This window comes from Streptomyces sp. NBC_00820, assembly GCF_036347055.1.
In the GTDB taxonomy this organism is placed as follows: domain Bacteria; phylum Actinomycetota; class Actinomycetes; order Streptomycetales; family Streptomycetaceae; genus Streptomyces.
Genome location: NZ_CP108882.1, coordinates 2505411 through 2532178, shown reverse-complemented (window position 1 = coordinate 2532178; position 26768 = coordinate 2505411). Strand labels below are relative to the sequence as shown.

28 protein-coding genes are annotated in these 26768 nt (G+C 70.6%); 6 read left to right on the top strand and 22 right to left on the bottom strand.

Annotated features, from left to right (window positions below):
- Positions 1–12: 12 nt before the first annotated feature.
- Positions 13–1983, bottom strand: a complete 1971-nt coding sequence (locus OIB37_RS11580; RefSeq protein ID WP_330457490.1) for a hypothetical protein — start codon at positions 1981–1983, stop codon at positions 13–15.
- A gap of 49 nt (positions 1984–2032) precedes the next feature.
- A complete protein-coding gene (locus tag OIB37_RS11575; protein ID WP_330461821.1) occupies positions 2033–2560 on the bottom strand; it encodes a tetratricopeptide repeat protein in 528 nt (175 codons plus the stop codon).
- A gap of 118 nt (positions 2561–2678) precedes the next feature.
- On the opposite strand from OIB37_RS11575, the gene OIB37_RS11570 reads away from it, so the two are divergent.
- Positions 2679–3107: a hypothetical protein gene (locus tag OIB37_RS11570; protein ID WP_330457489.1), complete on the top strand. Its 429-nt coding sequence runs from the start codon at positions 2679–2681 to the stop codon at positions 3105–3107.
- Between the two features lie 96 nt (positions 3108–3203).
- On the opposite strand, the gene OIB37_RS11565 is transcribed toward OIB37_RS11570, so the two are convergent.
- From OIB37_RS11565 to OIB37_RS11525, 9 genes are all read right to left on the bottom strand, one after another.
- Positions 3204–4757: a DUF1996 domain-containing protein gene (locus OIB37_RS11565; protein ID WP_330457488.1), complete on the bottom strand. Its 1554-nt coding sequence runs from the start codon at positions 4755–4757 to the stop codon at positions 3204–3206.
- Positions 4758–4939: 182 nt separating this feature from the next.
- Positions 4940–5593: a response regulator transcription factor gene (locus OIB37_RS11560; protein ID WP_330457487.1), complete on the bottom strand. Its 654-nt coding sequence runs from the start codon at positions 5591–5593 to the stop codon at positions 4940–4942.
- Positions 5578–6849 (bottom strand): sensor histidine kinase, encoded by a 1272-nt coding sequence (locus OIB37_RS11555; RefSeq protein WP_330457486.1) that lies wholly within the window; start codon positions 6847–6849, stop codon positions 5578–5580. Before OIB37_RS11555 ends, OIB37_RS11560 begins: the two co-directional genes overlap by 16 nt.
- Positions 6850–6901: 52 nt before the next feature.
- Positions 6902–7939, bottom strand: coding sequence for an NAD-dependent epimerase/dehydratase family protein (locus OIB37_RS11550; RefSeq protein WP_330457485.1), 1038 nt, complete (start codon positions 7937–7939; stop codon positions 6902–6904).
- A gap of 61 nt (positions 7940–8000) precedes the next feature.
- Positions 8001–8618: a winged helix-turn-helix domain-containing protein gene (locus OIB37_RS11545; protein WP_330457484.1), complete on the bottom strand. Its 618-nt coding sequence runs from the start codon at positions 8616–8618 to the stop codon at positions 8001–8003.
- A 328-nt stretch (positions 8619–8946) separates the two neighbouring features.
- Positions 8947–9867: a DUF6891 domain-containing protein gene (locus OIB37_RS11540; RefSeq protein WP_330457483.1), complete on the bottom strand. Its 921-nt coding sequence runs from the start codon at positions 9865–9867 to the stop codon at positions 8947–8949.
- A 107-nt stretch (positions 9868–9974) separates the two neighbouring features.
- The gene (gene glnII / locus OIB37_RS11535; RefSeq protein WP_330457482.1) at positions 9975–11006 is read right to left on the bottom strand and encodes a glutamine synthetase; all 1032 of its coding nucleotides are present in this window, start codon (positions 11004–11006) and stop codon (positions 9975–9977) included.
- A gap of 438 nt (positions 11007–11444) precedes the next feature.
- Positions 11445–12176 carry a hypothetical protein gene (locus OIB37_RS11530; RefSeq protein ID WP_330457481.1) on the bottom strand — a complete coding sequence of 244 codons (732 nt, stop codon included), beginning with the start codon at positions 12174–12176 and terminating at the stop codon, positions 11445–11447.
- Positions 12177–12305: 129 nt separating this feature from the next.
- Positions 12306–12674, bottom strand: a complete 369-nt coding sequence (locus OIB37_RS11525) for an ArsC/Spx/MgsR family protein (protein WP_330457480.1) — start codon at positions 12672–12674, stop codon at positions 12306–12308.
- A gap of 331 nt (positions 12675–13005) precedes the next feature.
- On the opposite strand from OIB37_RS11525, the gene OIB37_RS11520 reads away from it, so the two are divergent.
- Positions 13006–13320: a hypothetical protein gene (locus OIB37_RS11520; protein ID WP_330457479.1), complete on the top strand. Its 315-nt coding sequence runs from the start codon at positions 13006–13008 to the stop codon at positions 13318–13320.
- A 168-nt stretch (positions 13321–13488) separates the two neighbouring features.
- Here the strand turns inward: OIB37_RS11520 and OIB37_RS11515 are convergent, their stop codons facing one another.
- The gene (locus OIB37_RS11515; protein WP_330457478.1) at positions 13489–15147 is read right to left on the bottom strand and encodes an alpha/beta fold hydrolase; all 1659 of its coding nucleotides are present in this window, start codon (positions 15145–15147) and stop codon (positions 13489–13491) included.
- 128 nt (positions 15148–15275) lie between these two features.
- On the opposite strand from OIB37_RS11515, the gene OIB37_RS11510 reads away from it, so the two are divergent.
- Positions 15276–15557 (top strand): hypothetical protein, encoded by a 282-nt coding sequence (locus OIB37_RS11510; protein WP_330457477.1) that lies wholly within the window; start codon positions 15276–15278, stop codon positions 15555–15557.
- A 102-nt stretch (positions 15558–15659) separates the two neighbouring features.
- Here the strand turns inward: OIB37_RS11510 and pspAB are convergent, their stop codons facing one another.
- The 5 genes from pspAB to OIB37_RS11485 form a co-directional block, all read right to left on the bottom strand.
- Positions 15660–16244, bottom strand: a complete 585-nt coding sequence (gene pspAB, locus OIB37_RS11505) for a PspA-associated protein PspAB (protein ID WP_330457476.1) — start codon at positions 16242–16244, stop codon at positions 15660–15662.
- 2 nt (positions 16245–16246) lie between these two features.
- Positions 16247–17167 carry a zinc metalloprotease HtpX gene (htpX, locus tag OIB37_RS11500; protein ID WP_330457475.1) on the bottom strand — a complete coding sequence of 307 codons (921 nt, stop codon included), beginning with the start codon at positions 17165–17167 and terminating at the stop codon, positions 16247–16249.
- 125 nt (positions 17168–17292) lie between these two features.
- Positions 17293–17766 carry a hypothetical protein gene (locus tag OIB37_RS11495; protein ID WP_330457474.1) on the bottom strand — a complete coding sequence of 158 codons (474 nt, stop codon included), beginning with the start codon at positions 17764–17766 and terminating at the stop codon, positions 17293–17295.
- Complete coding sequence (locus OIB37_RS11490; RefSeq protein WP_330457473.1) at positions 17696–18835, bottom strand: hypothetical protein; 1140 nt, start codon at positions 18833–18835, stop codon at positions 17696–17698. Before OIB37_RS11490 ends, OIB37_RS11495 begins: the two co-directional genes overlap by 71 nt.
- An 85-nt stretch (positions 18836–18920) precedes the next feature.
- A complete protein-coding gene (locus OIB37_RS11485; protein ID WP_330457472.1) occupies positions 18921–19178 on the bottom strand; it encodes an SCO2583/SCO2584 N-terminal domain-containing protein in 258 nt (85 codons plus the stop codon).
- A 360-nt stretch (positions 19179–19538) separates the two neighbouring features.
- Here OIB37_RS11485 and OIB37_RS11480 point away from each other — a divergent pair, with 360 nt between their 5' ends.
- Positions 19539–19796: a hypothetical protein gene (locus OIB37_RS11480; protein WP_330457471.1), complete on the top strand. Its 258-nt coding sequence runs from the start codon at positions 19539–19541 to the stop codon at positions 19794–19796.
- 216 nt (positions 19797–20012) lie between these two features.
- On the opposite strand, the gene OIB37_RS11475 is transcribed toward OIB37_RS11480, so the two are convergent.
- Positions 20013–21278 (bottom strand): tyrosine-type recombinase/integrase, encoded by a 1266-nt coding sequence (locus OIB37_RS11475; RefSeq protein ID WP_330457470.1) that lies wholly within the window; start codon positions 21276–21278, stop codon positions 20013–20015.
- A gap of 144 nt (positions 21279–21422) precedes the next feature.
- Here OIB37_RS11475 and OIB37_RS11470 point away from each other — a divergent pair, with 144 nt between their 5' ends.
- Positions 21423–21944 (top strand): helix-turn-helix domain-containing protein, encoded by a 522-nt coding sequence (locus OIB37_RS11470; RefSeq protein ID WP_330457469.1) that lies wholly within the window; start codon positions 21423–21425, stop codon positions 21942–21944.
- 346 nt (positions 21945–22290) lie between these two features.
- On the opposite strand, the gene OIB37_RS11465 is transcribed toward OIB37_RS11470, so the two are convergent.
- From OIB37_RS11465 to OIB37_RS11450, 4 genes are all read right to left on the bottom strand, one after another.
- Positions 22291–23175, bottom strand: a complete 885-nt coding sequence (locus tag OIB37_RS11465) for a phosphotransferase (RefSeq protein ID WP_330457468.1) — start codon at positions 23173–23175, stop codon at positions 22291–22293.
- On the bottom strand, positions 23172–24548 hold the full coding sequence (locus tag OIB37_RS11460) for a helix-turn-helix domain-containing protein (protein ID WP_330457467.1): 1377 nt from the start codon (positions 24546–24548) through the stop codon (positions 23172–23174). Before OIB37_RS11460 ends, OIB37_RS11465 begins: the two co-directional genes overlap by 4 nt.
- 268 nt (positions 24549–24816) lie before the next feature.
- Positions 24817–25020, bottom strand: a complete 204-nt coding sequence (locus OIB37_RS11455) for a DUF397 domain-containing protein (RefSeq protein ID WP_330457466.1) — start codon at positions 25018–25020, stop codon at positions 24817–24819.
- Between the two features lie 12 nt (positions 25021–25032).
- On the bottom strand, positions 25033–25941 hold the full coding sequence (locus OIB37_RS11450) for a helix-turn-helix domain-containing protein (protein ID WP_330457465.1): 909 nt from the start codon (positions 25939–25941) through the stop codon (positions 25033–25035).
- Between the two features lie 391 nt (positions 25942–26332).
- On the opposite strand from OIB37_RS11450, the gene OIB37_RS11445 reads away from it, so the two are divergent.
- A complete protein-coding gene (locus OIB37_RS11445) occupies positions 26333–26746 on the top strand; it encodes an ATP-binding protein (protein ID WP_330457464.1) in 414 nt (137 codons plus the stop codon).
- Positions 26747–26768: the final 22 nt, after the last annotated feature.

Genomic DNA, 26768 nt, shown 5'->3' with positions numbered 1-26768 from the left:
TCACCGAGCCGCCTAGCGCAGCCCGTTGATCCGTCGCCCGTCGGTCAGCGTCCCCGTCAGGTCGGCCTGGGCGCCCTGCGCGGCCGGTGCCGTCAGCACGGGGCCTGTCCCGGACGCCGTGACCCCGCCCGTGACCCCGCCCGTGGCCCGGACCGACGCGGTGTCCGGGTCGCCCGCCGCCAGCAGGTACCAGTTCCCGGCCCCGGACTTCCACAGCACCCCGGCCAGCACGTGCGGATCGCGGGGGCCGCACGCGGGTACGTCCGCGCCCTTGGCCACCACCGCCCCGACCGGGCCGCCCGGCGTGCGGAACTGGGCCAGCGCGGCCGTCCCGTCACCGCGCCAGGTCTCGCCCCGCGTGCACACCCAGGTGCCGGCGCCGCTTCCGTCCGGCAGCGGCTGCCGCGCGTACGCCCACGCGTTCACGCTGCGCACTCCGGCGGAGCGCTCCGCGGCCAGCGAGCAGGCGAACGGCGCCCAGGCCCGCAGGCCGTCCGCGCCGGACGCCTCACCGGCCGAGCCCGGCCGGCCGGCGGTGAGGCGGGCCGGCACCAACTCGCCCAGGTCGGTGGCGAGCCGGGTGCCGGTGGCGTCGGTCAGCTGGAGCACGTTCCACGAGTCGCAGCCGCCGGGCCGCAGCGCGGGACTGGCCAGCGACGCGGTGACGCCGTCGGTGAGGGCGAGGGCGGCGGGCTCCGCGTCCGGCTTCGTCAGGTCGCGCTCGGCGGCCCCGCGCACCCAGGGCGCGGTCAGATAGCGGACGTTGCCGTCGGAGCGGCCGAGCACCAGCGCGCTCGCCTCGGCGCCGCTCGCCCCGTCCACGCGGGCGAAGTCGAGCGCCGCGCCCTGGGTGCCGTCCACCGGCTCGGCGTAGCGGGTGATGCGCAGCCCGTCGTAGAGGATCACCACACGCGCGGTGTCGACGTCGCCCGCGTACAGCAGCTGCGGCGGGCCCGCCGGGCCGCCGGTCTGGGTGCCGGGGGTCGCCGAGACGCGGACCGCGGCGCCCGGGCGCGCCCAGACCGCGAGGGCGCGGCGCAGCAGGGTCCGGTCGCCGGTGAGCGGGCCGCGCGCGGGCCACACGGAGAAGTCGGTGCGCGCCGAGGTCTTCCAGAGCGCCGGGGCCACACGGGTCAGCCTGCCGGGGTCCAGGGCGGCCTCGGCGGCCGGGTTCTCCGCGTAGGCGGGCGCGGCGGCGCCGTCCGGGCCCCAGCCGCCGCCCGGCATGGCGACCAGCGCGCCGCACACCGCGAGCGCGGCCGCCGCGGCGAGCGCCGCCTTGACGTGCTGGCGCCGGCGTACCAGCTCGGTGGGGCGGGCCTGGAGCGTGCAGGCGTCGAACTCGGGGGAGGCGAGCAGGGTGTACTGCTCGGGCACCCCGTTGGCCTCGGCCAGCACGGGCTCGGCACGCGTGACACCCGCGGACTTGAGGATCCGGCGTACGTCGGTGTCGGGCAGCCGCTCCAGGCCGCGCAGCACATAGGCGGCGCGCGCCGGACCGGACAGCGCGGACAGCCGCTGGTCCAGGGCGAGTTCGTCGGCGCCACCGGAGCGCGGGAACAGCCTCAGGCCCCACACCTGGGGCAGCAGCGGCGGCAGTTGGGAGCGCTTGGGCAGGCCCTTGCGCGGACGGGACGCCTCCAGCGCCGCACGCACGACCCGCAGGCGGACGAAGGCGTACCCGGGGTCGCCGTCCCGCCCCTCCCCGGCTCTCGCGTCCGACCGGGCGGAGGGCCCCCCGGCCTGGGCCGGGATCGCGGACCGCTGCTTGCGGCCCCGGGGCAGGGCGCGCTGGACCAGGGCGTGCGCGGTCAGCACCCGGCGGCCCCGGCCGAGGCCCGGCGGCAGCACCAGGTAGGCCAGCCGGACCAGCCGGGGATAGTGCTCGACGAGCGCGGCCTCGGCCCGCTCGACATCGACGGCCGCGCCGTCGGCCCGGGCGGAGGTGCGTGCGTGACGCTGGGCTACATCCTGTGACTGCACGCCCTGGAGAACGACCGAGCCGTTGGTTGGTCACCGTCAAGCGGGCGGCTCACGCCCCGGGAGCGACCAGCAGCCGCGCGTAGTTGGCCATCGACCGCTGGTAGCGCGGCAGATGAGGGGCCAGCGCGCCGAGGACGAGGGACAGCCCCTCGCGCTCGCGCCCGAGGTCGGCCAGGCACAGCGCGAGACAGGCGCGCACGGCGTCGTCCAACTCGTCCGACGGGCCTTCCAGTTCCGGTTCGAGGAGCTTGACGCCCTCTTCCGGCGCCCCGGTGTTCCGCAGGGAACTCGACAGCTGGATCCTGGCCCGCCGGGCCTTGTACCGGCTCACGTCGCCGAGCCCGCGCGCCAGCGCCTCCCGGTACAGCGGCACCGCCTTGTCGGAGTGCCCGGTGGAGTCCCAGGCGCAGGCCCGCTCGAACGGGCCCAGCGGGCTGTCCTCGGGAAGTTCGGCGACGAGTCCGTCGATCAGGGCGCGGAACTCGGCCGCCCTCTCCTCGGGGTACTCGTCGAAGGCGGCCCAGGCGGCGGCGGTACGGTCTTCCCAGTCTCGGTTCACCGGGGCACCCTCGCACACCTGTGCCCGCCGCGTCACCGCAATTGAGCGCACCGTGCCCGGGAGCCGTATCCGATGGTCGGGGCCCCGCGGTGGGGTCCCGCGCGGCATGCTTGGCCCATCAGGACCGGAGGAACAGATGAGGGTGACACCTGCGGCGCTCGCCGTGACGGCCGTACTGGCGCTGGCGGGATGCGGCGCCGGGGGCTCCGGCGGTTCCGGTGGCTCCGCCGGTTCCGGTGGGGACGCGGCGAAGGTGCCCACCGCGGCGACCGGCAGTCTGGAGAGTCTCGCCGCCGAGGTGAAGTGCAAGCCGGACATGCAGACCGACGCCGACGAGATCCGCCAGGCCCTGTGCCGCAACGGCGACGGCAAGTTCATCCTCGCCACCTTCGCCACCGACCGCGGCCAGCGCGAGTGGATCAACGACGCGAAGGACTACGGCGGTCACTACCTCGTCGGCCGCAAGTGGGTCGCCGTCGGCGACGACGGCGTGGTCAAGGCGCTGCGCGGCACGCTCGGCGGCGATGTCGAGGTGGGCGCCGACCACCACGCCCACGGCGGCTGACCCCCGCCGGCGGTGCGCACACGGCGAAGGCCGGTGACGGGAGGGGACCCGTCACCGGCCTTCTGTCATGATCCCCCGGAGGGGGGAGTCAGGGGATCACGAGCAGTTCTGACCGCGGTTCACACAGTTGGCGATCTTGTTGGCGAGGCCGCCGGTCGTGATGCTGATGAAGTCGTCGTGGTCGGTCGACGGCTTGTGCAGCTGCTCCGGGAAACCGTCCACCGCGTAGGCGTTCTTCACCTGGCCGTTCTGGAGGACCGGCGGGGTGATGTTGTAGACGAGGCGCATCGTGAGCTGCGGGATCGCCTTGAAGCCGTTCTGGCAGGCGCCGTTCGCGTCGGCGAAGGCCACGTGCGTACGGTGGTTGGCGCTGTCGATGTTCTGCCCGTCCCAGCAGCTCTGGAAGGCGAACGTGCGCACGACCTTGCTGCCCTGCGGGCAGATCGGGTACTGCGTGGTCAGCTGGACCTTGTTCTCGAACCCGGTGCAGCTCCAGTGGGCGTTGGCGTTGGCCAGACCGTTGGTGGTGGTCTTGGCGTCACCGGTGATGATCCGCAGGAACTGCGGCATCGCCACCACCTTGCCGGTGGGGCTGCCCACGTACTTGATCTGCGCCTGGGCGGGGACCAGGATCTTGCCGACGTTGCCTTCCTTGCCACCGCCGTCGGAGTTCTGGTCGAAGTCCTGGCTGCCGTCCTGGACGCGGACCACCGGCCAGTAGTACGACGACAGGTCGCTCTTGTTCTGGCAGCTGGTGCCGCCCTGCAGGAACGTGTCGTTGCTGGCGAAGGCGTTGACCTTCTGGTTGCCGACGTAGTCGTGCAGGTGGTGCGCGCCGTTGGCCACGCCGGGCGCCACGATGACGTTGTCGGTGTTGTGGTTCTTGTTGGCGTTCACACCGCAGCGCGTGGTGAAGGTGCCGGTCGCCGCACCACGGGCGTTGCGGGGCTTGCCCTTGACGTTCGGCTGGACCTTGGTGATGTCGACGAAGTCGGCCGCGGCCGGGCCGTTGCCGGCCTGCCCGCCGTTGTTCGCCTGCTGGCCGCCGTTCGCCGGCGGCTGGCTGCCCTGCTGGCCACCGTTCGCCGGCGGCTGGCTGCTGCCCTGCTGGCCGCCACCTTGCTGACCGCCCTGCTGCTGGCCCCCGCCGTTCTGCCCGCCGCCCGTCTGGTTGGCGGGGGTGCCGGTGCAGTTGGCGAGCGTGTCCAGGTCGCCGGGCGCGGTGCCGCCGACGCGGGTGATCTCCAGCTTGATGCGGTCGAGGATCACCTTCCGCCGCTGCTGGAGCGGCGTGAGGATGTCGTTCTGCACGAAGCTCGCGTCGCGGGCCTGCGCGTCCCGGGTGGTCGCGAGGCGCTGGTAGGCGTCGGTGATCTGACGGTCCAGATTGGCCAGTTCACCGGCGACGTCGGTGCGCGCCTGGTTCGGCACGTTGGTGAGCTTCTGGCCCACGTCCGGGCACGTGATCGTCGCGACCTGTGCCGTCGCGGCCTTGGTCTGGTTGCCTCCCCACGACTGGTGGCCCGACTCGTGCGCCGAGGCGTAGAAGTTCGCCCAGAGCAGCCCGCCCCCACCGAGCGCTAGGGCCGCCGATGCGGCAGTGACCTTGACGGCCAGCGGCGAACGGCGTTTACGTGTGTTGCGTCCCATGGAACTCCTCTGACTTCCTTGCGGGGCAGCATCGAGGCGCCCGACAGGAGTGAAGCGGCGTCCTTCCATACGCACGCCGCCCCAGAGGTGTTCAGCCGTCACACGGATTCATCACAGGATTTCTTCACGGGCAGGTTTCAAATGCCGTTTGAGCAGCGGAAGTTGAAAAATCGATGTCCGGCTCACCGGTCGCGGTCCAGATACGCGAGGACGGCCAGGACGCGCCGATTGTCATCGTCCGACACCTCCAGCCCCAGTTTGGCGAAGATGTTGGAGGTGTGCTTGGCGATGGCCCGTTCCGTCACCACCAGCTGCCCGGCGATGGCCGCGTTCGACCGGCCCTGCGCCATCAGCTCCAGCACCTCCCGCTCGCGCGGAGTGAGCCGGCCCAGCGGTTGGTCGCCGGCCGACCGGCGCGACAGCAGCTGCTGGATCACCTGCGGGTCCATCGCCGTACCGCCCGCCGCGACCCGTCGTACGGCATCCACGAACTGCTCGGCGTCGAACACCCGGTCCTTCAGCAGGTAGCCGACCGCGCCGCTGCCGTCGGCCAGCAACTCGCGCGCGTAGAGCTGCTCGACGTGCTGGGAGAGGACCAGCACCGGCAGCCCGGGGCGCGCCCGGCGGGCGTGCAGCGCGCACTGCAGGCCCTCGTCGGTGTGCGTGGGCGGCAGCCGTACGTCGACCACGGCCACGTCCGGCTCCAACTCGGCCAGGGCTCGGGTCAGTTCGGGTCCCGACTCGACGGCGGCGGCGATCTCGAAGCCGTACGCCTCCAGCAGCCGGACCAGGCCGTCGCGCAGCAGGAAGAGGTCTTCGGCTAGGACAACGCGCACGGGATCTCCAGGGTGACCAGGGTGGGGCCGCCCGCCGGACTGCTGACGGCCAGGACGCCGTCGAATGTACCCAGGCGCCGCTCCACCCCGGCGAGGCCCGAACCCGCCCCGACCGCCGCCCCGCCCTTGCCGTTGTCGGTGACCGTGATCCGCAGCATGCCGTCGGCGTGGTGCAGGTCCGCCCAGAGACGGTCGGCGCCGGAGTGCTTGACGGCGTTGGTGAGGACCTCGCTGACCGCGAAGTAGGCGGCGGACTCGACGGGCGCCTCCGCGCGGCCGGGAAGGTCCACGTTCACCTCCGCCGGCAGGGGCAGCCGCAGCGCCAACGCCCGTACCGCGTCGCCGAGTCCGCGTTCGGCCAGCACCGGCGGATGGATGCCCCGCACCAGGTCGCGCAGTTCCTCCAGGGCCTCGGCGGAGTTGCGGCGCGCCTGCGCGAGGAGCCTCCTCGCCTGGGCCGGGTCCTTCTCCAGCAGCATCTCGACGGTGCCGAGGTCCATGCCCATCGCGACCAGCCGTGCCTGCGCCCCGTCGTGCAGGTCCCGCTCGATGCGGCGCAGTTCGGCGGCGGAGGTGTCGACGGCGTCGCGCCGGGTCTCGGTCAGTACCTGCACCCGCCGGGCGAGTTGGCCCCGGTCGCCGCCGAGGGCGGCCCGGGTGAGCCGGAAGTGCGCGGTCAGCAGGCGCGGGGCGAGCTGGTAGGCGGCGAAGAGCAGCACGACGGCGGTGGCGGCCGCGCCGAGCGCCGTCGGCCCGCCGGTCACCGGGACGAAGCCGTACCAGTAGGTGCGGCCGTCCGCGAGCACCCGCCACAGCCCGGCCGCTACCGCGAACCCCTCGAAGGGGTAGAAGAACAGGACGGCCGGGAGCGCCGCGGTGACGGCTCCGGCCGTCATGTCGACCACCAGCCACCGCAGGTCCCGCCAGGTCGCGGGGTCGGCCAGCATCACGACGGTCCGGGTCCAGGCACTGGCGTCCCCGGGAACCGGCCGGTGGTCCGCGGGGATCAGCACCCCGCACCACTCGGCCGCGAGCCTGCGCCGGACGTCCGCGAAGTCGCGTATGGCGCCCAGGATCGCGGGAGTGGTGAAGATGCCGAGGCCGAACGGGACGAGTGCCACGGACGCGACGGCCAGCGTGAAGACCAGGGCGGAGAGGGGCGGCATCACCAGGGCCAGCACGAGCCCCCGCACGGCGGCGAGCGCCGCCTCCCGGAAGCGGGCGCGGACTCCTTCTCTCTTCATGTCGGTGTTCATGCCGAAAGTCTGGCCGACCCGCACGCCCCGGACACTGGCCCGGAGCCCCCGGTCAGGGGGTGGTGCCAGTTACACCCCCGTCCCCGTCCCCGGCCAGGACCTTCGCCTCCACCTCCGGGTCCAGCCCCTTGGCCGTACGGTCCGGCCGCAGCGGTGCGGTGCCGCCGATCTCCGTCAGCCACCGCCAGGTGTCGGCGACGGTCTCCGCCACCGGGCGGCACACCAGCCCCGTGGCCACCGCGCGGGACACGTCCGCACGGTGCACGCAGTGGAACAGCTCGCTGTCCGGCGGTACCCAGACCGGGAGTTGGGTCCACGGTTCGATGCCCGCGTCCAGGATCACCCGCGGGTCGGTCCAGCGCAGCTCGGCCGCCGCCCCGGTGACCCGCGCGCAGTTCTCCAACAGCTCGCCCATGGTGGTGTGGCCGGGCGGGCTCACCAGGTTGTACGCCCCGCTCAGCCCCTGCTCCAGGGCCCCGGCCGTCCACTCGGCGAGGTCACGCGCGTCGATGTACTGGACCGGCAGGTCCCGCGGCCCCGGGGCCAGGACCGGGCCGCCGCGGGCGATCCGGGTCAGCCACCAGGGCAGCCGGCCGACGTTCTCGTGCGGGCCGAGGATCAGCCCCGCCCGGACCAGCAGCGAGCCCTCCGCGCCGAAGGACTCCAGGGCGGCCAGTTCACCGCCCCGCTTGTCCTGCGGGTACTCCGTGGCCCCGGCGCCCGCGTCGGCCCCCTCGACCAGCGCCCCGTCCTCGGCCTCCCCGCCCATCGTGGGCCAGGGCCAGGCGTACACCGAGCGGCTGGAGACGTACACGTACCGTTCGGCGCGGCCCCGCAGCAGCCGTGCCGCGTCCCGTACCGCGCGCGGTGCGGCCGACCAGGTGTCGACCACGGCGTCCCAGACGGCGTCGTCCGCGGCGAGGGCCGCGAGGCCGTCGGGGGCGGTGCGGTCGCCGTGCAGCGAACGCACCCCCGCCGGAGGCCGCCGGCGCCCGCGATGGAACACGGTCACCTCCCAGCCGCGCCCGAGCGCGGCCTCCACGACGGCCCGTCCCACGAACTCCGTACCACCCAGCACAAGAAGTCTCATGCCGCCGATCGTGCCCCGCGCGGACGCCGGGAGCACGGGGATCTGCTGAGGGCAGAGCGGGTCAACGCACGGTCGGCGGCGTGTACTTGTAGCCGACCCGGCGCACCGTCTGGATCGTCTGCCGGTGCGGGGCGCCCAGCTTGCGGCGCAGCCGGGCGATGTGGACGTCGACGGTACGGCCGTCGCCGACATGGCCGTAACCCCACACCGTGGAGACCAGCTGGTCGCGGGTGTGCACCCGGTGCGGGTGCGCCACCAGATGGGCGAGCAGCTCGAACTCCAGGTAGGTGAGGTCGAGTTCACGGCCGTCGATGCGGGCGGTGCGCCGTACGGAGTCGATCCGCACCAGCGGTTCGGCGGCGTCGGCCGCCGCGTCCGCCCCCTCCTGGGGCCGGTCCGGGACCGGGGCCGGGGCCGGGGCCGGGGCCGGCAGGAACGGGGGCCGCTGGTCGGCTGGCACCAGCACCAGGTAGCCGACCATCGGCGGCCGGCCGGGAAGCACGGGCACGGTGTGCTCGGGCGCCGGCAGCCAGGTGGCGCCCGGCGGCAGGAAGCCCGCGACGTCGATCACCTCGTCACGGTCGACGGCGCGCAGCCGGTGCCGGGCGCCGCCGGCCGCGGCCGGTGCGGTGGAGGGAGCGGCGGAGGGGACGGGGGAAAGGGAACGAGTGGTCGCCATGAGGGGTCAGCTCTTTCGCGCGAGGAGTCGTCGGGCGGGGCGACGGCCCTGACTCGTGGTCGGGCACGCCGGGGACGTTCGTCGTTTCGCGCTGACCGAAGGCCGGGGTGTACGGCTTTAGAGGGCCCGCGCGTTCCTCGCGCGGCAACACACCCGGTCGAAGTCGTGGTGCTGACGGGAAGGCCAGAACGGCTCGAGGTCGAGGCGACCCGTCGAGGTGAGGTTCTGATAGCTGGCCATACGCCCATTGAAGCAGACGCGGGCCCCCGGCAGGAGCCTCCTCTCACTGCTCGGACGCCTCGTTGGCGTGAAGACGCCCCGCCGCGTCTCAGCCCACCAGGCGCCTGTGCCAGGTCAGAGGCGTGACCTCGATCGCCCTGGCCGAATTTCCGTCCCACATCGTGGACAGCCCGGCCTCCTCGAGAGCGGCGACGACTTCCTGCCCGACGGCCGTGGTGGTCTCGGCCGAGCCGTCGAACGCCCCGAAGTACAGGTGCAGTCCGTGTCCGTCGGCGGCGGCCTCCGTGCCCTCCCGGTGGAAGAAGACGAAGCCCCTGAGGTCCTCGCGGTCCGCGCCGATCTCCGCCATCCCGCAGGCGCTGCAGCAGGTGAAGTCCTCACGGGCCCGGATGCCCGTCTCCGCCAGCGCCCCGAAGGCCAGCGTGAGCCGCTCCGGGTCGGTGACCCCCTGCCAGGTCTCCTGCTCGGCCAGCCGCTCCAGCCACAGCCGGTTCACCAACTCCAGTCCCTGCTCCGGTGAGACGGGCCGCTCGTCCTCGGTGAGCAGGTGGTTCACCGCGGCCTCCGTCGCCGTGCTCCGCGTGTCGTACCCGCAGCGCAGCACCAGCCGTACGCGCTCCTCGACCTGCTCGCGCACATCCTCGGGGAGCGGCGGCACCTCCGGGCGCGGCTCGAGGTCCACCGGCTCCCAGGCCACGTCCCGGTCCCAGTCGTCCTGCCGGCGCGCCCAGCCGGTCAGCAGGTCCGCCACCTGGCCCGGGTGGGTGAGGTTCGCGCCGGAGAACTCCTCGTCGCCGCGGCGATGCTCCAGCCGGTAGTCGCCGCCCTCCTCGTGCCACACCTGGGCGAATACGTCCGGGACGTCGGGGATCCGCTGGAGTATCAGCAGCCGGTCCCAGATGCCGCCGATCCGCTCCGTCAGTTCCCGCAGTGTGTCCGCCGAGGGGTGCTGGTACATCCGTCCGTACTCCGTCAGGACCTTGACGGACAGGACCTCGTCGTTCTCCATGGGGTCACCATGCCACCTCCATGGGTTCACCATGCAACGCCCCTGGGCAGCGTGAGGGGGCGCCCACCTCGACGGTGGACGCCCCCTCACGGAAGTCGCGGCGCGGGTCAGACCTGGCCGGCCTTCTCCAGGGCGGAGCAGCAGGTGTCGACCATGAGGCGGGTCACGACGTACGGGTCGACGTTGGCGTTCGGGCGGCGGTCCTCGATGTAGCCCTTGCCGTCCTTCTCGACCTGCCACGGGATGCGGACCGAGGCACCGCGGTCGGAGACACCGTAGGAGTACTCGTTCCACGGGGCGGTCTCGTGCAGACCGGTCAGGCGGTCGTCGATGCCGGCGCCGTAGTTCTTGACGTGGTCCAGCGGCTTGGAGCCCTCGCCGAGCGACTCGCAGGCGGTGATGATGGCGTCGTAGCCTTCACGCATCGCCTTGGTGGAGAAGTTCGTGTGCGCGCCCGCGCCGTTCCAGTCGCCCTTGACCGGCTTGGGGTCCAGGGTCGCGGAGATGCCGAAGTCCTCGGCGGTGCGGTAGAGCAGCCAGCGGGCCACCCACAGCTGGTCGGAGACCTCCAGCGGGGCGAGCGGGCCGACCTGGAACTCCCACTGGCCGGGCATGACCTCGGCGTTGATGCCGGAGATGCCCAGGCCCGCCTTCAGGCAGTTGTCCAGGTGGGCCTCGACGATCTCGCGGCCGAAGATCTCGTCGGCGCCGACACCGCAGTAGTAGCCGCCCTGCGGGGCGGGGAAGCCGCCCTCGGGGAAGCCGAGCGGGCGGGGGCCGTCGAAGAAGGTGTACTCCTGCTCGATGCCGAAGATCGACTCCTGCGCGGCGAACCGCTCGGCGACCTCGGCGAGCGCGGCACGCGTGTTGGACGTGTGCGGCGTCATGTCGATGTCCAGGACCTCGCACAGCACCAGGATGTCGTCGCCGCCGCGGATCGGGTCCGGGCAGGTGAAGACCGGCTTGAGCACGCGGTCGGAGGCGTGACCCACCGCCTGGTTCGTGGAGGACCCGTCGAAGCCCCAGATCGGGAGCGCGTCGAGACCGGCCGGGGCACCCGTGATGATCTTCGTCTTGGAACGGAGCTTGGCCGTCGGCTGGGTGCCGTCGATCCAGATGTACTCGGCCTTGAAGGTCACGCGGTCTCATCCTTCGGGGTGGGGCGGCCGCGGCGCCGGGCGCCGCGTCGATCTGCTCCGGCAGAGTGCCAACAGGCAATTTCCCGGTCGTTGCCCGCATGTGAACGCCGTGTTACCTGGGGGTTCTGTGGTGCGTCTCACTCCCACCCCGCGCTCCGCCCCGCACTTGCGCTCCGCGAGCGCCTGGCCGGGTGTGCCGCCCGGCCTCCATGCCCGGCCTCCATGCCCTGCGCGCCCCGGATGTGCCGGTCCCGCCACTCGTGGCCGCGAACAGCGGGACCCACGATCCCACCATGGCGGCGGAGCGGGCCGCCGCGCCGCCGCCATGCGCGGAGACCGCCGTACTGCCCTGCGTCTCCCGTCACGCGCTGCCGCAGCCGCGTCGGACGGCCCGGCCCGTCACCTCACCTCACCGTTCTCGTGTCCGGTCGTCGAGCCTCAACCCACCTTCTCGATCACCGCGCGGCGGATGAGGAACTTGCCCGGCTCGCGGACCTGCTCGAAGGCGGCGTTGTTGAGCAGGGCGCAACTGCCGGAGACCGAGGTGACCTTCACGGTCGTGGACTTGTTGTTGTCCAGGTTGGTGACCTTCAGGGTCGTACCCGCCGGGAACTGGTTGCTGGACGCGGCCGGGGCGCCGGCCTCGCCGGAGAGCGTGACGGTCGAGCCCTTGCACACCTGCTGGCCGGAGGCCGCGGCGGCACCGCCGCCGTTGCCCGCGGCGCCGGCCTGCTGGCCGCCCTGCTGGGCACCGCCGGCCTGCTGACCGCCACCGGCCTGCTGGCCGCCCTGCTGACCGGCGTTGCCCTGCTGACCGGCGTTGCCCTGCGCCGCCTGGGAGCCCTGAGCCGACTCCCCAACGATGCATCCGGCAGCCTTCTGCTGGACCTTGATCTGCTCGATGACCGCCTCGCGGTTGGCGATCCGTGCCGACGACTGCGCGTCCGGGGCCGCCTTCTGGCCCGCGATGAACGACTGGTTGTTGCCGAGGGCCGTGGCCAGCCCCTGGCACACGGTCGAGTTGCCGGCGGACAGCGTCTTGGCGTTCTGCGGGCTCTGCGCGGCGTTCGAGGTGGCCGCGAGCGCGAAGGCCCCGCCGCCCGCCACCGCCGCGGCGGTCACGAACAGCGCGACCTTCTTCTTCGTGCCGAGGGTTCGCCTGCGCGACATGCGCGCCTCCTGAAGGGGTAGGGGAGCGTACGCCGCTATGTACGAGGGGCCGAACGTGGTTGCTCAGCGGTCGTCCGGGTCATCCAAGTAACCTGTGTCACAGTGGAGTTGACCGGCACCGACCCTCGCTCAGCCCTTGCCGCGCGAGAGTGCCTCCGCCACGGCCTCGTCGGTGCGGGCGACCAGGGCGGTTCCGTCCTCGGCCGTGATGATCGGGCGCTGGATAAGCCTGGGGTGCTCGGCGAGGGCCGTGACCCACCGGTCCCGCGTGTCCGCGTCCCGCGCCCAATCCTTGAGCCCCAGCTCCTTGGCGTCCGCCTCCTGGGTCCGGGTGATGTCCCACGGCTCCAGCCCGAGCCGTTCGAGCACGGCCCTGATCTCGTCCTCGCTCGGCACCTCCTCCAGATAGCGGCGGACGGTGTAGTCGGCCCCCTCGGCATCCAGCAGGCTGATCGCGCTGCGGCACTTCGAAAAGGCCGGATTGATCCAGATCTCCATGCGGCCCACGGTAGCGGGTGGGCCGGAGGCCACCGCCGGGGTTCGGGTGCGGGCGCGCGCCGTCTCGGCGGGCGGTCGGGGGCCCGCTCGTGGACCCCGGCGAATCCGGGGCCCGCGCACTCGTCGCGCTGCCGCCCTGTTCGATTTTTTGCCGCCTCACGCGCCCCTTCCGTGCCTGGTGTGACAGGGCGGCAATTCCCGTGTCCACCTGGGCATTTGAAGGGCTGTGCGGTCTCCCTCGATGTCAGTGCCCGGCGGTAAACTGGTAGCAGTGTTCGAGGGTGTCGCCGGGGCTTCCGGTGGGCGCCCTGACCGCGACAGGAGGATGCCCGTGCCCGCTGCCGCCCTGAAGAACAAGCCGTTGCCGACCCAGTCCACCGCCAAGCGTTCCGTTCTGTTCGACTCGCCCTACGCGCCGATGGCGAAGCACCGGCTGCCCGCCGGGCGGCCGCGCGAGTGGTACGTCACGCACAACCGGCGGCTGAAGGCCATGCGCCTCGCCATAGCCCTGCTCGACTCCGGGGTCTACCTGGCGAACCAGGCCCACGACGAGACGATCCGCAGCACGGCCGAGGAGATCGGTGTGCATCCGCCGTCCAACACGACGTGCCACATGGTGCGGGCGCTGATGCGCTACTCGCGGTGAACCGTGGTGCCGGGCGCCCCGTGCGACGCGGGACGCCCGGCACCCGGCACCCGGCGTTTGCCGCCGGCGGCTCCCGCTCCGGTGCGCGTGGCCCCCGGCGGCACCGGCAACCGGCCTCACCGGGGCCTCACCGGACCCATCGGGGCCTCACCGGGGCATCACCGGGCCTCACACGGTGTCGTACCGCTCCAACAGCCCGTCCACGTAAGCCTCCAGCCGTCCTGCCAGCACCCGCGGTGTCAGGTCCGTGCGTCCCAGCTCCCGCCAGGGCCCGGCCAGTTTCCCGGCGTCGGGGCAGTAGGTCAGGGCGTCGAGCAGCCGCCAGTACAGGTGGTCCGGGCCGTCCGCGAGCCCTCGGCCGCCCCGCTCCTCGTACCGGTCCCGGAAGGCGAGCCCGTGCTCGGGGCCGTGCAGCAGGGCCAGGGCCGTGGAGCAGTGGGCGACGTCGAGGTCGGCGGGGCCCCAGGAGGTCTCCACCCAGTCGACGACCCCGCTGATCCGCAGCCCGTCGCCGGCCCCGGTGAACAGCACGTTCCCGGGGTGGTAGTCCCGGTGCAGGAAGCCGCCCCGGTACGGCGGCGGTTCGCGGCGGATCACCTCAACCGCCCGCTCCCACCGGACGCCTCCCGGGGTGTGTACCCGCTCGGGCGACGTCCACGCCTGGTACGTGCGCGGACGCTCCGGCCCGGGAGTCACCGCGTGGATCCGGACCAACTGGGCGGCGAGCAGGTCCAGTCGCAGGTCCAGGGTCTCGGGATCCTCCTCCTCCACCCACACCCGGCCCGGCAGCCGGGTCATCAGCAGACTGGGGTGGTCGCAGTGGTCGGCGGCCGCGTCCACGGCGACGAGCGCCGGCGCCGGTACGCCCTCCCGCTCCGCGAGCAGCCTCAGCACGGACGCCTCCCGGGACAGCAGCCCCTCGGCGTGCCGCCGGAAGAACGGCTTCACGAACGTGCGCAGGACCAGCTCCTCCCCGTCGTCCAGGGTGAGCCCGCGTATCTGTGACGACCAGCCCCCGCGCAGCGCACCGGAACCGGTGACCGTGCGGCCCGCCGGGAGCTGCCCTTCCACCCAGCTCCGGGTCGCCGCCCAGGCGCCCTCCGCGAGTCCGCTCAGCAGGGCCGCCACCCACTCCCGCCGGTCGTCGCCGTGCTCGCGGAACCATTCCCCCAGCCGGTGCCCGGCGCCCGGGACGTCGAAGCGGGTGAACTGCGCGCGCGCCGACAGCGCGTCCTGTACGGCCTCCGTCACCTCCGGCGGGATGACCGTGTCGGTGCCCGGCACCGCCAGTACCGCCCGGCCCTCGTACGACCGCAACACGGCGAGGGCGGGCGCGTCGCGCCAGCCGTCGGGAGTGCGGATGATCTCGCTGAACCGGCCGTCGCCCTCACCGAAGGGCACGTCCCAGGCCTCCGGCGCGTACACCGCGGGCGCGCACAGGCCCACCGCGGCCACCCGCCGCCCGTAGTGCCCCACGAGATCCGCGATCGTCTGCCCGCTCATGCTGAACCCCGCCAGGATCAGCGGGCCGTCCGCCGGGGCGTGTCCGTCGATGACCGCGACCGCCTGCTCGAACCGCCGGCGCAGGCTCAACTCCGCGAGTTTCCCGGTGCTTTCACCGTGCCCCGAGAAGTCGAAGGCCAGGGTGCGGCAGCCGTGGGCGGTGAACTCGGCGAGCAGCGGCAGCAGTCGCTCCTTGCTGCCGGTGCCCGCACCGTGCAGCAGCACGACGGTCGCCCGTCCGGGCGGGCCGGCGCTCACCGTGCTGAGCCGCTCGCCGTCGTGCACGCAGGTGAACTCGTGGTGGTCGCAGGAGAGTTCGCTCATGCGACCCATTCACTCACAGCGGACGCCCGCCCGGAAAACCGGATGCACGCACGGTGACGGAGTCCCTACGCTGAGCAAGCGACTTCGTTTCCCCCGTTCCGCCCCTCATCACCCGACGGAGGTCCGTCATGCGTGGCATCGCCTTCACCGGGACCGTCGTCCTGGTGCTCCTCGGATTCGGAAACCACATCTGGTGGCTCGCGGCCTGCGCGCTGCTCTATCTGTACGCGGCCCACGGCCGGGGCTCGCCCGCCGGGCCCCCGCCGCCTTCGCAGCCGGGCCCGGGCCCCGTGCCCGACTCCTACCGGGCGTACCGCGAGCGCCGGGACCGCCAGGCCAGATGGGAGCGCCGCTACCGTCGCGAGCGCCCCCACGAGGCACGGCGCCGGCAGCGCGAGCAGAGCAAGTGAGCGCAGAGCAAGTGAGCGCAGAACGAGTGAGTACAGAACGAGTGAGTACAGAACGAGTGAGCGCAGAGGAAGTGAGCACAGGGTGTCCCCGGCGGTCCCCGGTCAGAGGCCGGGGGCACCCCACACCGGGAACCAGCGGCTGAGGTCCCGCTCGATCCTGAGGTCGTCCGCCAGCATCGCCTGCACCTGCAACTCCAGCGGGTTGTCCCGCCGCTCGGCGGTGCCGGACAGCGGGGCGAAGGGGTAGAACGTACCCCTCTTGTAGAGGTAGACGAGCCCCAGGCGGCGCCCCCGTTCGTCCTCGAAGGCGGCCAGCGAGCACAGCAGCTGCGGACCGAATCCGTTGACCTCCATCGAGCTGTTCACCGCGTGCAGGTCGTTGACCAGCTGGGGCAGCTGGTCGGGGGTCCGCCGGGAGACCAGCCAGGAGTAGCCGTAGCCGTCCTGGCGCAGCTCCACCGGCGGGCCGGTGCGCTCGGCGTCCGCGTCGAGCAGGGCCTGGACCTCGCGGTGGGTCTGCTCGAAGGCCGCGCCCTCGACCGTGGCGAAGCACACCGCGCCGACCCCGGTCGGGGTGAACCCGGCCGCCGCCTGGAGGGTGATCGCCGCCGAGGGCAGTGCGAACAGCTGATCCAGATCGGGCACGACCGGTTTCGTGCGGCCGAGCAGGATGTCCAGCAGCCCCATACTCAGTCCGCCTTCCCCGGCGTGGCGGCCTCGCCCAGCTCCGCCGAGATCCGCCCCAGCTGGTCGAGGCGCTGCTGGAGGGTCGGGTGGGTGGAGAAGAACCGCTCGATGCCGGGCTCCTTGCCGGTCGCCGGGGTGAAGTAGAAGGCGTTGAAGGCCTGGGCCGTGCGCAGATCCTTGGTCGGGATCCGGGCGATCTCCCCGGTGACCTTGGTCAGCGCGGACGCCAGTGCCGAGGGTCGGCCGGTCAGGTGCGCGGCCGCCCGGTCGGCCGCCAGCTCCCGGTACCGGGACAGCGCCCTGATCAGCAGGAAGCTGATCGCGTACACGGCCGCGGAGACGCCGATCACGATGGCGAAGAGGGCCGCGGTGTTCTGGTCCCGGCGGCCGCCGCCCAGGATCTGGGAGTAGAAGGCGAACCGGACGATCAGTCCCGCGATCACGCCGAGGAAGGAGGCGATCGTGATCACGGCGACGTCCTTGTGCGCCACGTGCGACAGCTCGTGCGCGAGCACGCCCTCCAGCTCCGCCGGCTCCAGCCGCCGCAGCAGCCCCGTGGTCACGCAGACCACGGCGTGGTCGGGATTGCGGCCCGTCGCGAACGCGTTCGGCATGTCCATCCGGGACACGGCGACCACCGGCTTGGGCATGTCGGCGATCGCGCACAGCCGGTCGACCACCGCGTGCAGTTCGGGGTACTCCTCCCGCTCCACGACCCGCCCGTGCATGGCGAACATGGCGATCCGGTCGGAGAACCAGAACTGCGCCACGAACATCGCGCCCACCAGGACGACGACCAGCACCCAGGACTTCAGCAGCACGATCAACGCGGCGACGAAGGCCACGTACAGCAGTCCGAGCAGAAACATCGTGACCGTCATCCGTACGGTCAGACGCCGGTCGCTCCTAAAGCGGCTCTGCATCTTCCATCACCCCGCAGTCACGCACTCGTCCCGCTGTCCAGTGTGCACCAGCCGACTCCCGTGAACAGCTCCCCGACTCCCATGAACAGCCCCCGAACCGCCCTAGGAGCAGCAAAGCCCCGACCTCACCCCAACCGCGCCCGACCGTCCCGGTCCGCCGTGTCCGCTGTGTCGACCGCGTCCGTCGTGTCCGTCGTATGCGCCGTGTCCGTGGCGCCCGCCTCGTCCGCACCCCCGGCCCGCGCTTCCCGGTCCGCCCGGTCGAGCAGCTCCGCGACCCGCGGTTCGGACCGGCTCGCCGGCCCCCACCGCCGTACCCGCCGCACGGTCAGCTCGGCCCGGGCCCGCAGCCGCTCGTCGGCGTCCCCCAGCAGCGCGACGGCCGCCCGCAGCCCGGCTACGTCGCCCCGCGCGTGCAGCAGCCGGCACGCCGACACCCGCACCCACCGGGGGTGCCCGGCGTCCAGCCGCCGCACCAGCCACTCCTCCGGCAGCAGCGCGGCCGACGGCAGCAGGGCGAGGGTCGCCTCACCGGCCACCCCGGGCGCCGGATCGTCCAGCAGCCGCCGCATCCGGGCCACGTCCGTCACGTCCAGCACGCGCAGCCCGGCCACCGCCTTCGCCCGTACCCCCGGCGTCCGGTGGTCCAGCAGCGGCCACAGCAGGTAGGCGTCCGCGCGCGTCCCGCACTCCGCCAGCCCGATGACAGCGCCCGGCCGCAACGCCGGATCGGACGCGCCGGCGCACCGCTCCCGGTACCAGGACAGTGGATCGGCCCCGTGCTGCCGTACGACATACCGCGCGCACGCCCCGCACCAGCGCCGACCGGTCCGCCAGGAACTCCGACGCCCTCTCCTCTGCCTGGTCCGGCCCGCCCGGGGAGTCGCCCCGCGGCCGTCCGAAGCGGCGCAGCGCGGTCACCCCGGCCGACCGGGCGCGGGGACTGCGGGCCCCGAGCAGCGCCTCCAGCACCTCCGCCGCGCTCGCCTCGTCCACGGCGGCGAGTGCGGCGTCGGCGCACAGCATCTGTACGACGGCGTCGTCGTCACGGGCGGCGGCACGGGCCAGCTCGACGGGGGAGATGCACCCCCGGGCCACCGCGCGGCGATACGCGTAACGCCGTACCGTGCGGTCGCGGTCGCCGAACAGCGCCGCCGTCTGCTCGGGGGAGGCCCCTGACAGCAGGTCGCCGAGGAGACCGACGCCGAAGTCGCCCCGCCCCCGGCCGCCGACGCGCAGCAGCAGCGGGGCGAGCCGGACGGCCGACTCCACGTCCAGCGCCGCGGTCAGCAGCTCCCGCGCCCGCTCCCGTACCGGCGGCGCCCAGTCCGCGCACCGCAGGACGACCAGCGGCAGCAGCGCCGGACGCCCGGCGGCCCGTTCCAGCGCCGCGTGCCGGATCCGGCCGTCGCCATGACACAGGGCGAGTGCGAGGTGCGCGTCGCTGAGCGGTGCGTCACCGCCGAGGGCGCGTCGCAGGGCCCGCCCGCCCGCCGTCCGGTCCCACGTGAGTCCGGAGTACGTCGTGTTGTACCACGCGTTCCACCGCACCCCCTCGTCCAGCTCCAGCCAGGCGGCAGGGGTGCCCGGGTCGACCACGTCCCGCAGGTCGGCGCCCTCCCCGAGCCGCCGTGCCGCCGTCGCCCCGCGCCGGAAGTCCTCTTCCACACCCGTCCCCCTCACTGGCAGAGCCCCCTCGTCGGCGGGCCCGCCGTCCACGCCGGTACGGAACCCGCCGCGTCCGCGCCAGGGCCTAGTACAGGGCCCGCATCTGTATCCATCCAAGCAGCACGATCACCACGGCCACGCAGGAGAGCACCACGGCCGTCGACACCCACGAGGAACGGCGCGGCGCCGTCCGGTCCGGGTCGGCCCGGAAGGGCATCGGGTCCGGCGGGTTCTCCCGCCAGCGGGCGGCGAGCATGCGGGCCCGCGCGGAGGGCTCCTTGTGCTCGGCGGAATTCGCCCATCGGTGGTCGAACTCCCGCCCCCAGTCGTCCTGTTCGGTCATTCCCTCACGGCTCCTCTCGTCCGGGACCGCCCCCGGAAGGCGATCTCCCGAGAATAGGAAGCCTGGGAAGCGCGGAAGGTTGCACCGGGTCGCGGGGCCGCCCGGCCCTGATCGGCTCCGGATGCTGAGCGGGCGGGGGTCACCTAGCATCGGGAGGAGAGCCGCAGTGCGAGGGTGCGCCCAGAGCCGGGTGCCATCCCCGCTCACCACGGAAAAACAACCGACAGCTCCGACAGCTCCGCTCCTGGTGATCCAGGCGGCTCCAGACCTACGACCGCGCCGGACTTTCTCACTCTGAGATCGCGGCCATCCGAATCGTGCAGTGGACCACCGCACGAGGGGTGGAAGGAAGGTACGTCCATGAATGCACAGCGTGCTAGGCGCCTCGCGGCGCTCTCCGCCGTCGGCGTGCTGCTGGCGGGCGGCGCCACCGTCGCCACCACGACGACGGCCTCGGCGTCCGCACCGACGCAGGCATCCACCAACCGCGGCTGCTTCTACGGCGGATGGTGGGGCAACTGCGGCCGCGGCGGTTTCGGCTACGGCTTCAACACCGGCTTCAACAACTACGGCTACGGCTTCAACAACAGCCCCGTGGTGGTCATCGTGGTGCCCTGACGGCGCACGGCGGAGCGCGGAGAACGACCGAAAAACGGCCGAAGGGCCGCCACCCGGAACATGCCCGGGTGGCGGCCCTTCGTACTGCTCGTCACGCGTTCACCCGGCAGCCCGCCGGGCGGCGTTCTCACACGTCGTAGTAATGCACACCCGGCGTCCTGACCTGCGCATTCTGGCCTTCATGAAGATCATCTTGCACAGACGTTGCACACCGGGTCAGGCGGCTTGCTCGTAGATGTTCCGCAGGGCGGCGCGCAGCTTGGCGCCGGCGTTGGGTACCCGGTGCACGTACTTACGTAGAGTGAAGGCCGGGTCGGAGTGGCCGAGGCGGTCGGAAAGTGTGTAGATGTCGACACCGTGTTCCAGCGCCATCGAGGCGAAGAGATGGCGGAGCGCGTGCATCATCTTGTCACGCGACTTCTCCCATTTCCTCTTCCTGCCGGGCTTCAGGGGAGCGATGATGCCAGCGGCCGCCAGAGCAGGCTTCCAGACGAAGCTGTTGAAGTAGTTACGGTTAACGGGTTTGCGCTCGCGGGAGTAGAAGATGACACGCAGCGTCTCCAGTTCCCCGTCCTTGGTCTCCTTGGGCAGCGTGACGGGGATCGGCGGGAATGTGGCCATGTGCTGCTTGAGGGCGCTGCCGACTCCACCGTCCAGTTCCACCCATCGGTCCTTGGGGTTCGCGCTGTTATCGCCCTTGGCGCCTGACCAGACCAGGGTGGAGCCATCCATCGCGATCTGACGCTGTACGTGGACCATGGGCCCGTTCACGTGCTCCCAGTCGAGATCGTCAGGGCTGAGCCCGAAGATCTCTCCTTGTCGAAGGCCCAGGCCTCGGCCGACGTCCACCATGGCCTTGAATCGGTCGGGAAGGGCCGTCCGGATTTCCTCTGTCTGCTGCCATGTAAGCGGAAGATCCTTCGCGGTCATCTTGGCACGACGCGGCTTGACGGCCTTCACCGAGCGCGTGAGGCATGGGTTCTTCCGTATTAGGTCGTCGTCGACAGCGAGATCGAGCATGCTCTGGAGGTGGCTCAGGATCAGGGCAACGGTCGTCTCGTCGAGGTGTTGTTTTCGGTCAGCGATCCACTCGCGGATCACCGATGCCGTGATGCTCTTTATCTTGTGCTTGCCGAGTGGCTTGAGGATATGGAGTCTGACCCGCGACCGGTACTGGTTGAGTGTGCGTGGTGGAACCGTTTGGCCCTTCAGCCACTTCTCGATGAGTTCCTCTACGGTGAGCTCGCCGCCCTTTGGGTCGATATAGGAGCCGTCATTTGACCCAGCCCGCATCGCCGTTTCGTGTGCTCGTGCGTCGGCTTCGCGCTCGAACAGCTCGGTGAGCTGTTCGCCGTTGGGGTCCCTCCATCGCGCCTGCCAGCGGGAGCCTTGTCCATGCACCTTGGAGGGGACCTTTTTGTGTGCGCAGAGCTTGTCTCCGCCGTCCTTGCTCGGCTGTTTGTGCCAGCGGTCGTATGGCATCGTGATCTACTTTCGTGCAGGGGGCGACCTCGGCGCGTGGCGGTTGGCCGGTTGAGGTCGGACGGCAGGGAGGTTTGCATGTGGCCGTCCATAGGTGGCCGTGAGCGGCTGCGGTGAATGGAATGTTGATCCACGGAATCGGGAATGTCAAACTGCTTTTTCTGCTCTCGCGATGCCGGGATTGACGAGAACGTTCGGCAGAGAAAATTATCCCCGGTCGAGCCCTCGACGAGTCTTCGGCGAGGATTCGGAGAGTCCTCGCCGAGGGTTCGCGAGCATCTCCCGGTAATTCTTCAACGTCTCAGAAATTGCGCGATGGATCCCTTTGTTTGGTGCGGCCGGAGATCCATGACACTGTTCCGCACACCACCGCAGCGGGCGACCGCTCGGGAGGTTCCCTCCTACCCGATTCCGAGTCGTCTTGGAGTATTCATGCGCCGAAACATTGCCCGCGTGGCGGGATCCGCCAGTGGTGCCGGGGACCGTCGTCCGCTGATGAGCACCGAGGAACTAGCAGACTTCCTTGGTGTGCCCCTGAACACGGTCTACGTGTGGAATCACCGACGCCAGGGTCCGCGAGCCCACAAAGTCGGCCGCTATTTGCGCTACCGGTGGGTGGAGGTTGAGGCATGGCTGGAAGCCCAGGCGGTGGACCGCGCGGCCTGAAACCCGCCACTGGTTCCCGGCGAGGACCGGAAACGAGGGTGACGTCTTCCTGCGACTCGATGGGCGCCCTTCGTCCACCGGGCGCTCCGCCTCACGGTGGGGCAGGTCTGCCGCTCTCCGCCGCCTCCGCAACGTACGAGGCCTCGACGTCCATTGCGGGCCCAGCTAGGAATAGAGGGTCGGTGCCTCATCGTCCGCCGCGAAATGTCTAGCCGTGATGTCGGAGGCAGCGTCACGACCCCGAGCACTGGCCGTGCGGCTGGCCGGCGGTCGCGTGGCACTCACGCAGCGAGTCGGTGCACAGGTGGCCGCAGAAGTCGTGCTTTAGCGACACTGCAGGCAACACCTAACCGACTGCCTCCCACCGCCAAGGCCGCGGCCCGCATCGACCGCGCACGCAGTCAATTCGATGGCGGGCCTGATGCATCGCCTTGACGTCCTGATCCCCAATCTGCAGGGCGAAGGTCACTAGTCTGAGCTCACGGATATCGCGGAGTGTCGAATACCCCGACCACGCCATCACGTCGAATCCGTATGAGGTGCAGTAGTCCTGATACATCTCGCGTGACAGGCTGCCGAACGTATCGAAAGCCACAGCCGTAGAAGTCAAGTCCCATTCCGGAGGGCCAACAGATGTCCGTTCGAAATCCAGGAGCAGAGGTCCGTCATCCGTAACCGCACAATTGCCGTCCCATGCGTCGCCATGGATCACGCATTGCGGCAGGCCATCGGGGAGGCTGTCCCATTCGCGGCGAAGCCTGCGAAGTCGCTGCAGGAGCCATTCTCGATCCGCAGTGCCGATCGAACGAGCCCCCTGGAGGCGCTCGACGAGTCTGACGAAGGGATCCAACCTCCCGATTGGGAATGAAGGTATGTGCAGTGAATGCATCATCCGCAACAGCGGCGCGAGATCGGCCACTGATCCGTGTCGATGTGGAGGAAGTTGCTCCCAGAACGTGGCGGATCGCCCGCCGACGCGGATCGGCTGACTCATCTCTAGCGGACGCACCGCTGGTACGGAACTCTCGTGTAGCCATCGCGCGACAGCCACCTCGCGTGCAGCGGCTTCGTCTTGCCCGGATCGCGCAATGCGAACGACAATACCGCCGGGCAATTTCCAGAGATCATTCTCGGCCAGCCTGATCGGCTCGGCTCCCGAACTCGAAAGCCGCGCCGCGTCAGTAATTTCCTGAAGTAGCGCGAAGGATGATTCGACTCGTTTCCTGTTCATGCGCGGATGACAGCTGCAATCCGATCACGAAGCACGGCAACGTCAGAGTCGCCGGCGTACCGCGCGGATGCCCTCGAGAGGCAGGAGACGTCATCGATCGCCCTCTTCGACCGAAGGCGGCCGACTTCGTCGAGGGCCTGATGCCCGATCGAAACAGCCTCCTTCGGGTCTCCGGTGGTCATGATGAGCGTTGCAAGCTTGGTTCCCGAGAGAGCGCGTGAGCGAACGTAGTCGTCGGTGTGTCCGTCAATCGCAGTCCGGAGCCTTGCTGCGGCCATGGCTGTCGACTGGCGGGCCAAGAGTGCGAGATCAAAAACTGCATGCCCCGTGTCACCGTGGTGCTGTGCGTGGTCGTAGTAGCTCATCCAGGCGACATCTTCACCGACCGCCGCGTGGCTGAAGGCATCGTCCGAGCGTCCGATGGCCGCAAGCGCTTCTTGCCGGCGTCCCATCCGCGCCCAGGCCCTGGCGCTAGCGTTGTGGAGCATGGCCTGCTCCCGGGGCGTCAGCCGATCAGCACGCACGAGACCGTCCTCTGCGTGCGTGAGCCCGTCGTCCGGGTTGCCGCACCAAACTGCCTGACGTGCAAGCCAGTTGAGCGCGGTGGCTCGGAGGTGCCAGTTGTTGATGTGCTCGGCGCACCGCTGGCCGAACACCAGAAGCCGGGTGGCGTCGTCGTGCTGGTAGGAATCGAAGGCGCTTGCTCCCATCGCGATGGCCAAGTGGCCCACCGCGGTAAAGAGGTCCTTCTCCAGGGCAGAGGGGCACGCGGCTTCAAGTAGGCCCCGAGCCCAGACCAGTTGTCCGTGCAGCGAGCTGCGGACGATCCCGCCGCCTCCGAACTGGTTGTCCCACTCGGCGATAGTCGCGGCCGCCGTCCGTACTTGCTCGATGTCGTCGGGACGCACGACATCAGGGACAGGGGCTGGGTCAGGGTGGGGAATGAGATCGACAAAGGCTCCAGGCATGACAGCAACGAGTCCGCTGGCGGCCATCATGGCTCGACGCTCCATTGGTGACAGGCTCCGATCCAGGCGTGCGGGCGGGTCCACCCCAAGCATGCCCTTGGCCTGAGCATCGACGCTGTGGAGCGGGTGGGACGAGGTAGAGCTGTCCGCATCACTACGCTGTCCGGACGCTTCCTGTTCCACCAGACGCCACAGCCGCCGCAGCGCGCCGCCTGCCTCTAGAGCGTCATCCAGCTTGCCGGCCAACACCGCGTCGCAGAGACGTTCGTTCTTCTCAATCCGCTCGATCATGGACCCGCTGAGGTGCACCTTTAGTCCTAGGGCCCTGGAGGACAGCCCTCTGGCGTTGCGCCAGTTCCTTAGTTCCTTCCCCCACCAGTCACGGAAAGACTTGGTCTCATCCAACGGCTTTGGTCTCTGCGGCATGCGTCCTCCCTCCAGCACCTGATGCGGACAGCGCCCATGGCTGCTGACTGTCCGCATCGTGGTACGCCAGTGCGAGATTTTCCACGTCTCGGCCTGTTCCTACCCCTCTGGATACCGCAATCGCGGGCCCCAGAAGGTGACTTCCATTGAGAACTCCCACCCGCGAGCGGGGCAAACCTCACGAGCGGACATGCGGCCGGCCCGGCCCCGTCGAGGGGACCGGGCCGGCATCGCAGAGACGGGCTGGTCAGTGAGGCCGGCGCTGGTCGCGCCCTAGGGCGGCCGTGAAGTTCGTCCAGGCCTCGTGGGTGAAGCCGAGGACTGCGCCGTCCGGGGTCTTCGAGTCCCGCACGAAGAGGGTGTGCGGCAGCTTGGCGCACTCGACGCACTCGCCGTTGGGATTGGCGCTGTAACTGCTCTTGAAGTACACAGGTTGGGGTTGCTCGGCCACGGGTGATCCTCGTTACTTCCGGTCTCTCAGGTGCTCTTTGCGGACCTCGGCGATGAACTCCGCCGAGGAGGTCGGGTCCAGTGCCTCTTGGCGCAGGAATGTCATGGCAGCCGTGTACTCCTCCAGCGCCGACTGTTGTTCCAGGAACAGTGAGCCCGCCTGGTTCTCCAGGAAGACCACGTCGAGGGCGGGATCGGGACCGCCGAAGACAATGAAGGTGCTCAGAGCCGCGCTGTAGGCCCCTGCCGAGAACGGAAGCACTTGGATGCTGATGGTCGGTGCCTTCCCGCGGGCCAGCAGGTGGTCAAGCTGGGCACCCATGACCTCGGAACACTCAACTCGCCGCCGTAGCACGGATTCATCCAGAATGACGTGGTACGTCGGTGGGACGTCGCGGTCCAGGATCCTCTGGCGCAACATGCGCATCTGTAGGTAGTCCAGCAGGTCTTGCGGCGGGAAGGGGTTGACGGGCGTGGCCTTGATCGCCTGTGCGTACTCCTTCGTCTGCAGCAGTCCGGGAATGACGCCCACGGTGTGGTGGCTGATGCGTGTTGCCTCGTTCTCCAGGGCCAGCAACATCCGCATCTGGTCCGATAGCTTCCCGGCGAACGGAACCCACCACGCCTCGGTTGCCACGCTGTGCTTCGCCAGTTCGACGAGGGCCGTTCGCTCTTCCTCCGGCGCTCCGTATGCTCGACAGAGCTGGTCAACTTGATTCCAGCGAACGTTTCCCTTGCCACGTTCGTAGCGGCTGACCGTCGCTTTCGACACGCCAGCGCGGTCCCCCGCCTCCTCGGCTGACCAGCCGCGAGCATCCCTCAAGGCCAGCAGACGCACGCCGAGTAGCCGCCGCCGTGTCGTGGGGCCTGTCCCTTCGACCAGCTCGTTCGTCACGACCGGCGTCGTCGGCCCTGTCGTCATGGCGATGCCCCCTTGGACGAGTGCTTCCAGTCTCTTTTGCCCCGTAGCAGCCACAAGGAAGTTACACGGCAGAACGAGCATCCGGTTACGGACCTTCGTATGCCCGCAACGCTCATGCGGACACTTCCATCGCGAGCGTTACACGGAGAGAGATCCGGGGCCATACTCCAACTCGATCACAGCAGATGGGCGCTCCAGCACCGCTCTGAGTGGCCTTGTGCAGAGTGTCTCGACCTCCATGACAAGGACTGACGTGATGGCACTGCTCCAAGGCAACGACACCGCGGCGCATGGCCGCTTGGCAATGCGACTTTGGCCGCTGCGACGTGGAAGCCCTGCCGACAAGAGTGTGTAGGCAAGGGCAGGCCGGCAATAGCGATGGGAGTTGCTCGTGAACAAGGGCGCTGACCCTCTGGAACACCACCAGGATCTGGTCGCACATGCCGAGAACCTCGGTGCCATCCGACAGTCCATTCGTAGTCGGCTGGAGGACTGGGGCCTCAAGGTGATCGCCGATGAGGTCGTCGTGTGTGCCAACGAGCTTCTCACCAACGTGCACGACCATGCCGGTTCTCACGAGTGTGAGATGACACTGTCGCGCCGCCGGAACCGCGTCCGCGTTGTCGTGAGCGACGGCAGCAGTCAGATGCCGGCTTTGAAACTGGCCACGTCCTCGGAAGAGTCCGGTCGCGGCCTCACCCTCATCGACAGGCTGAGCAGCGCCTGGGGCGCGCGCCGAACCGATCCAGGCGGCAAGGAAGTCTGGTTCGAGCTTTCCATCCCAGACGAGTCATTGGCGGCATGAGCGCGACACAGGACGAGAGCTC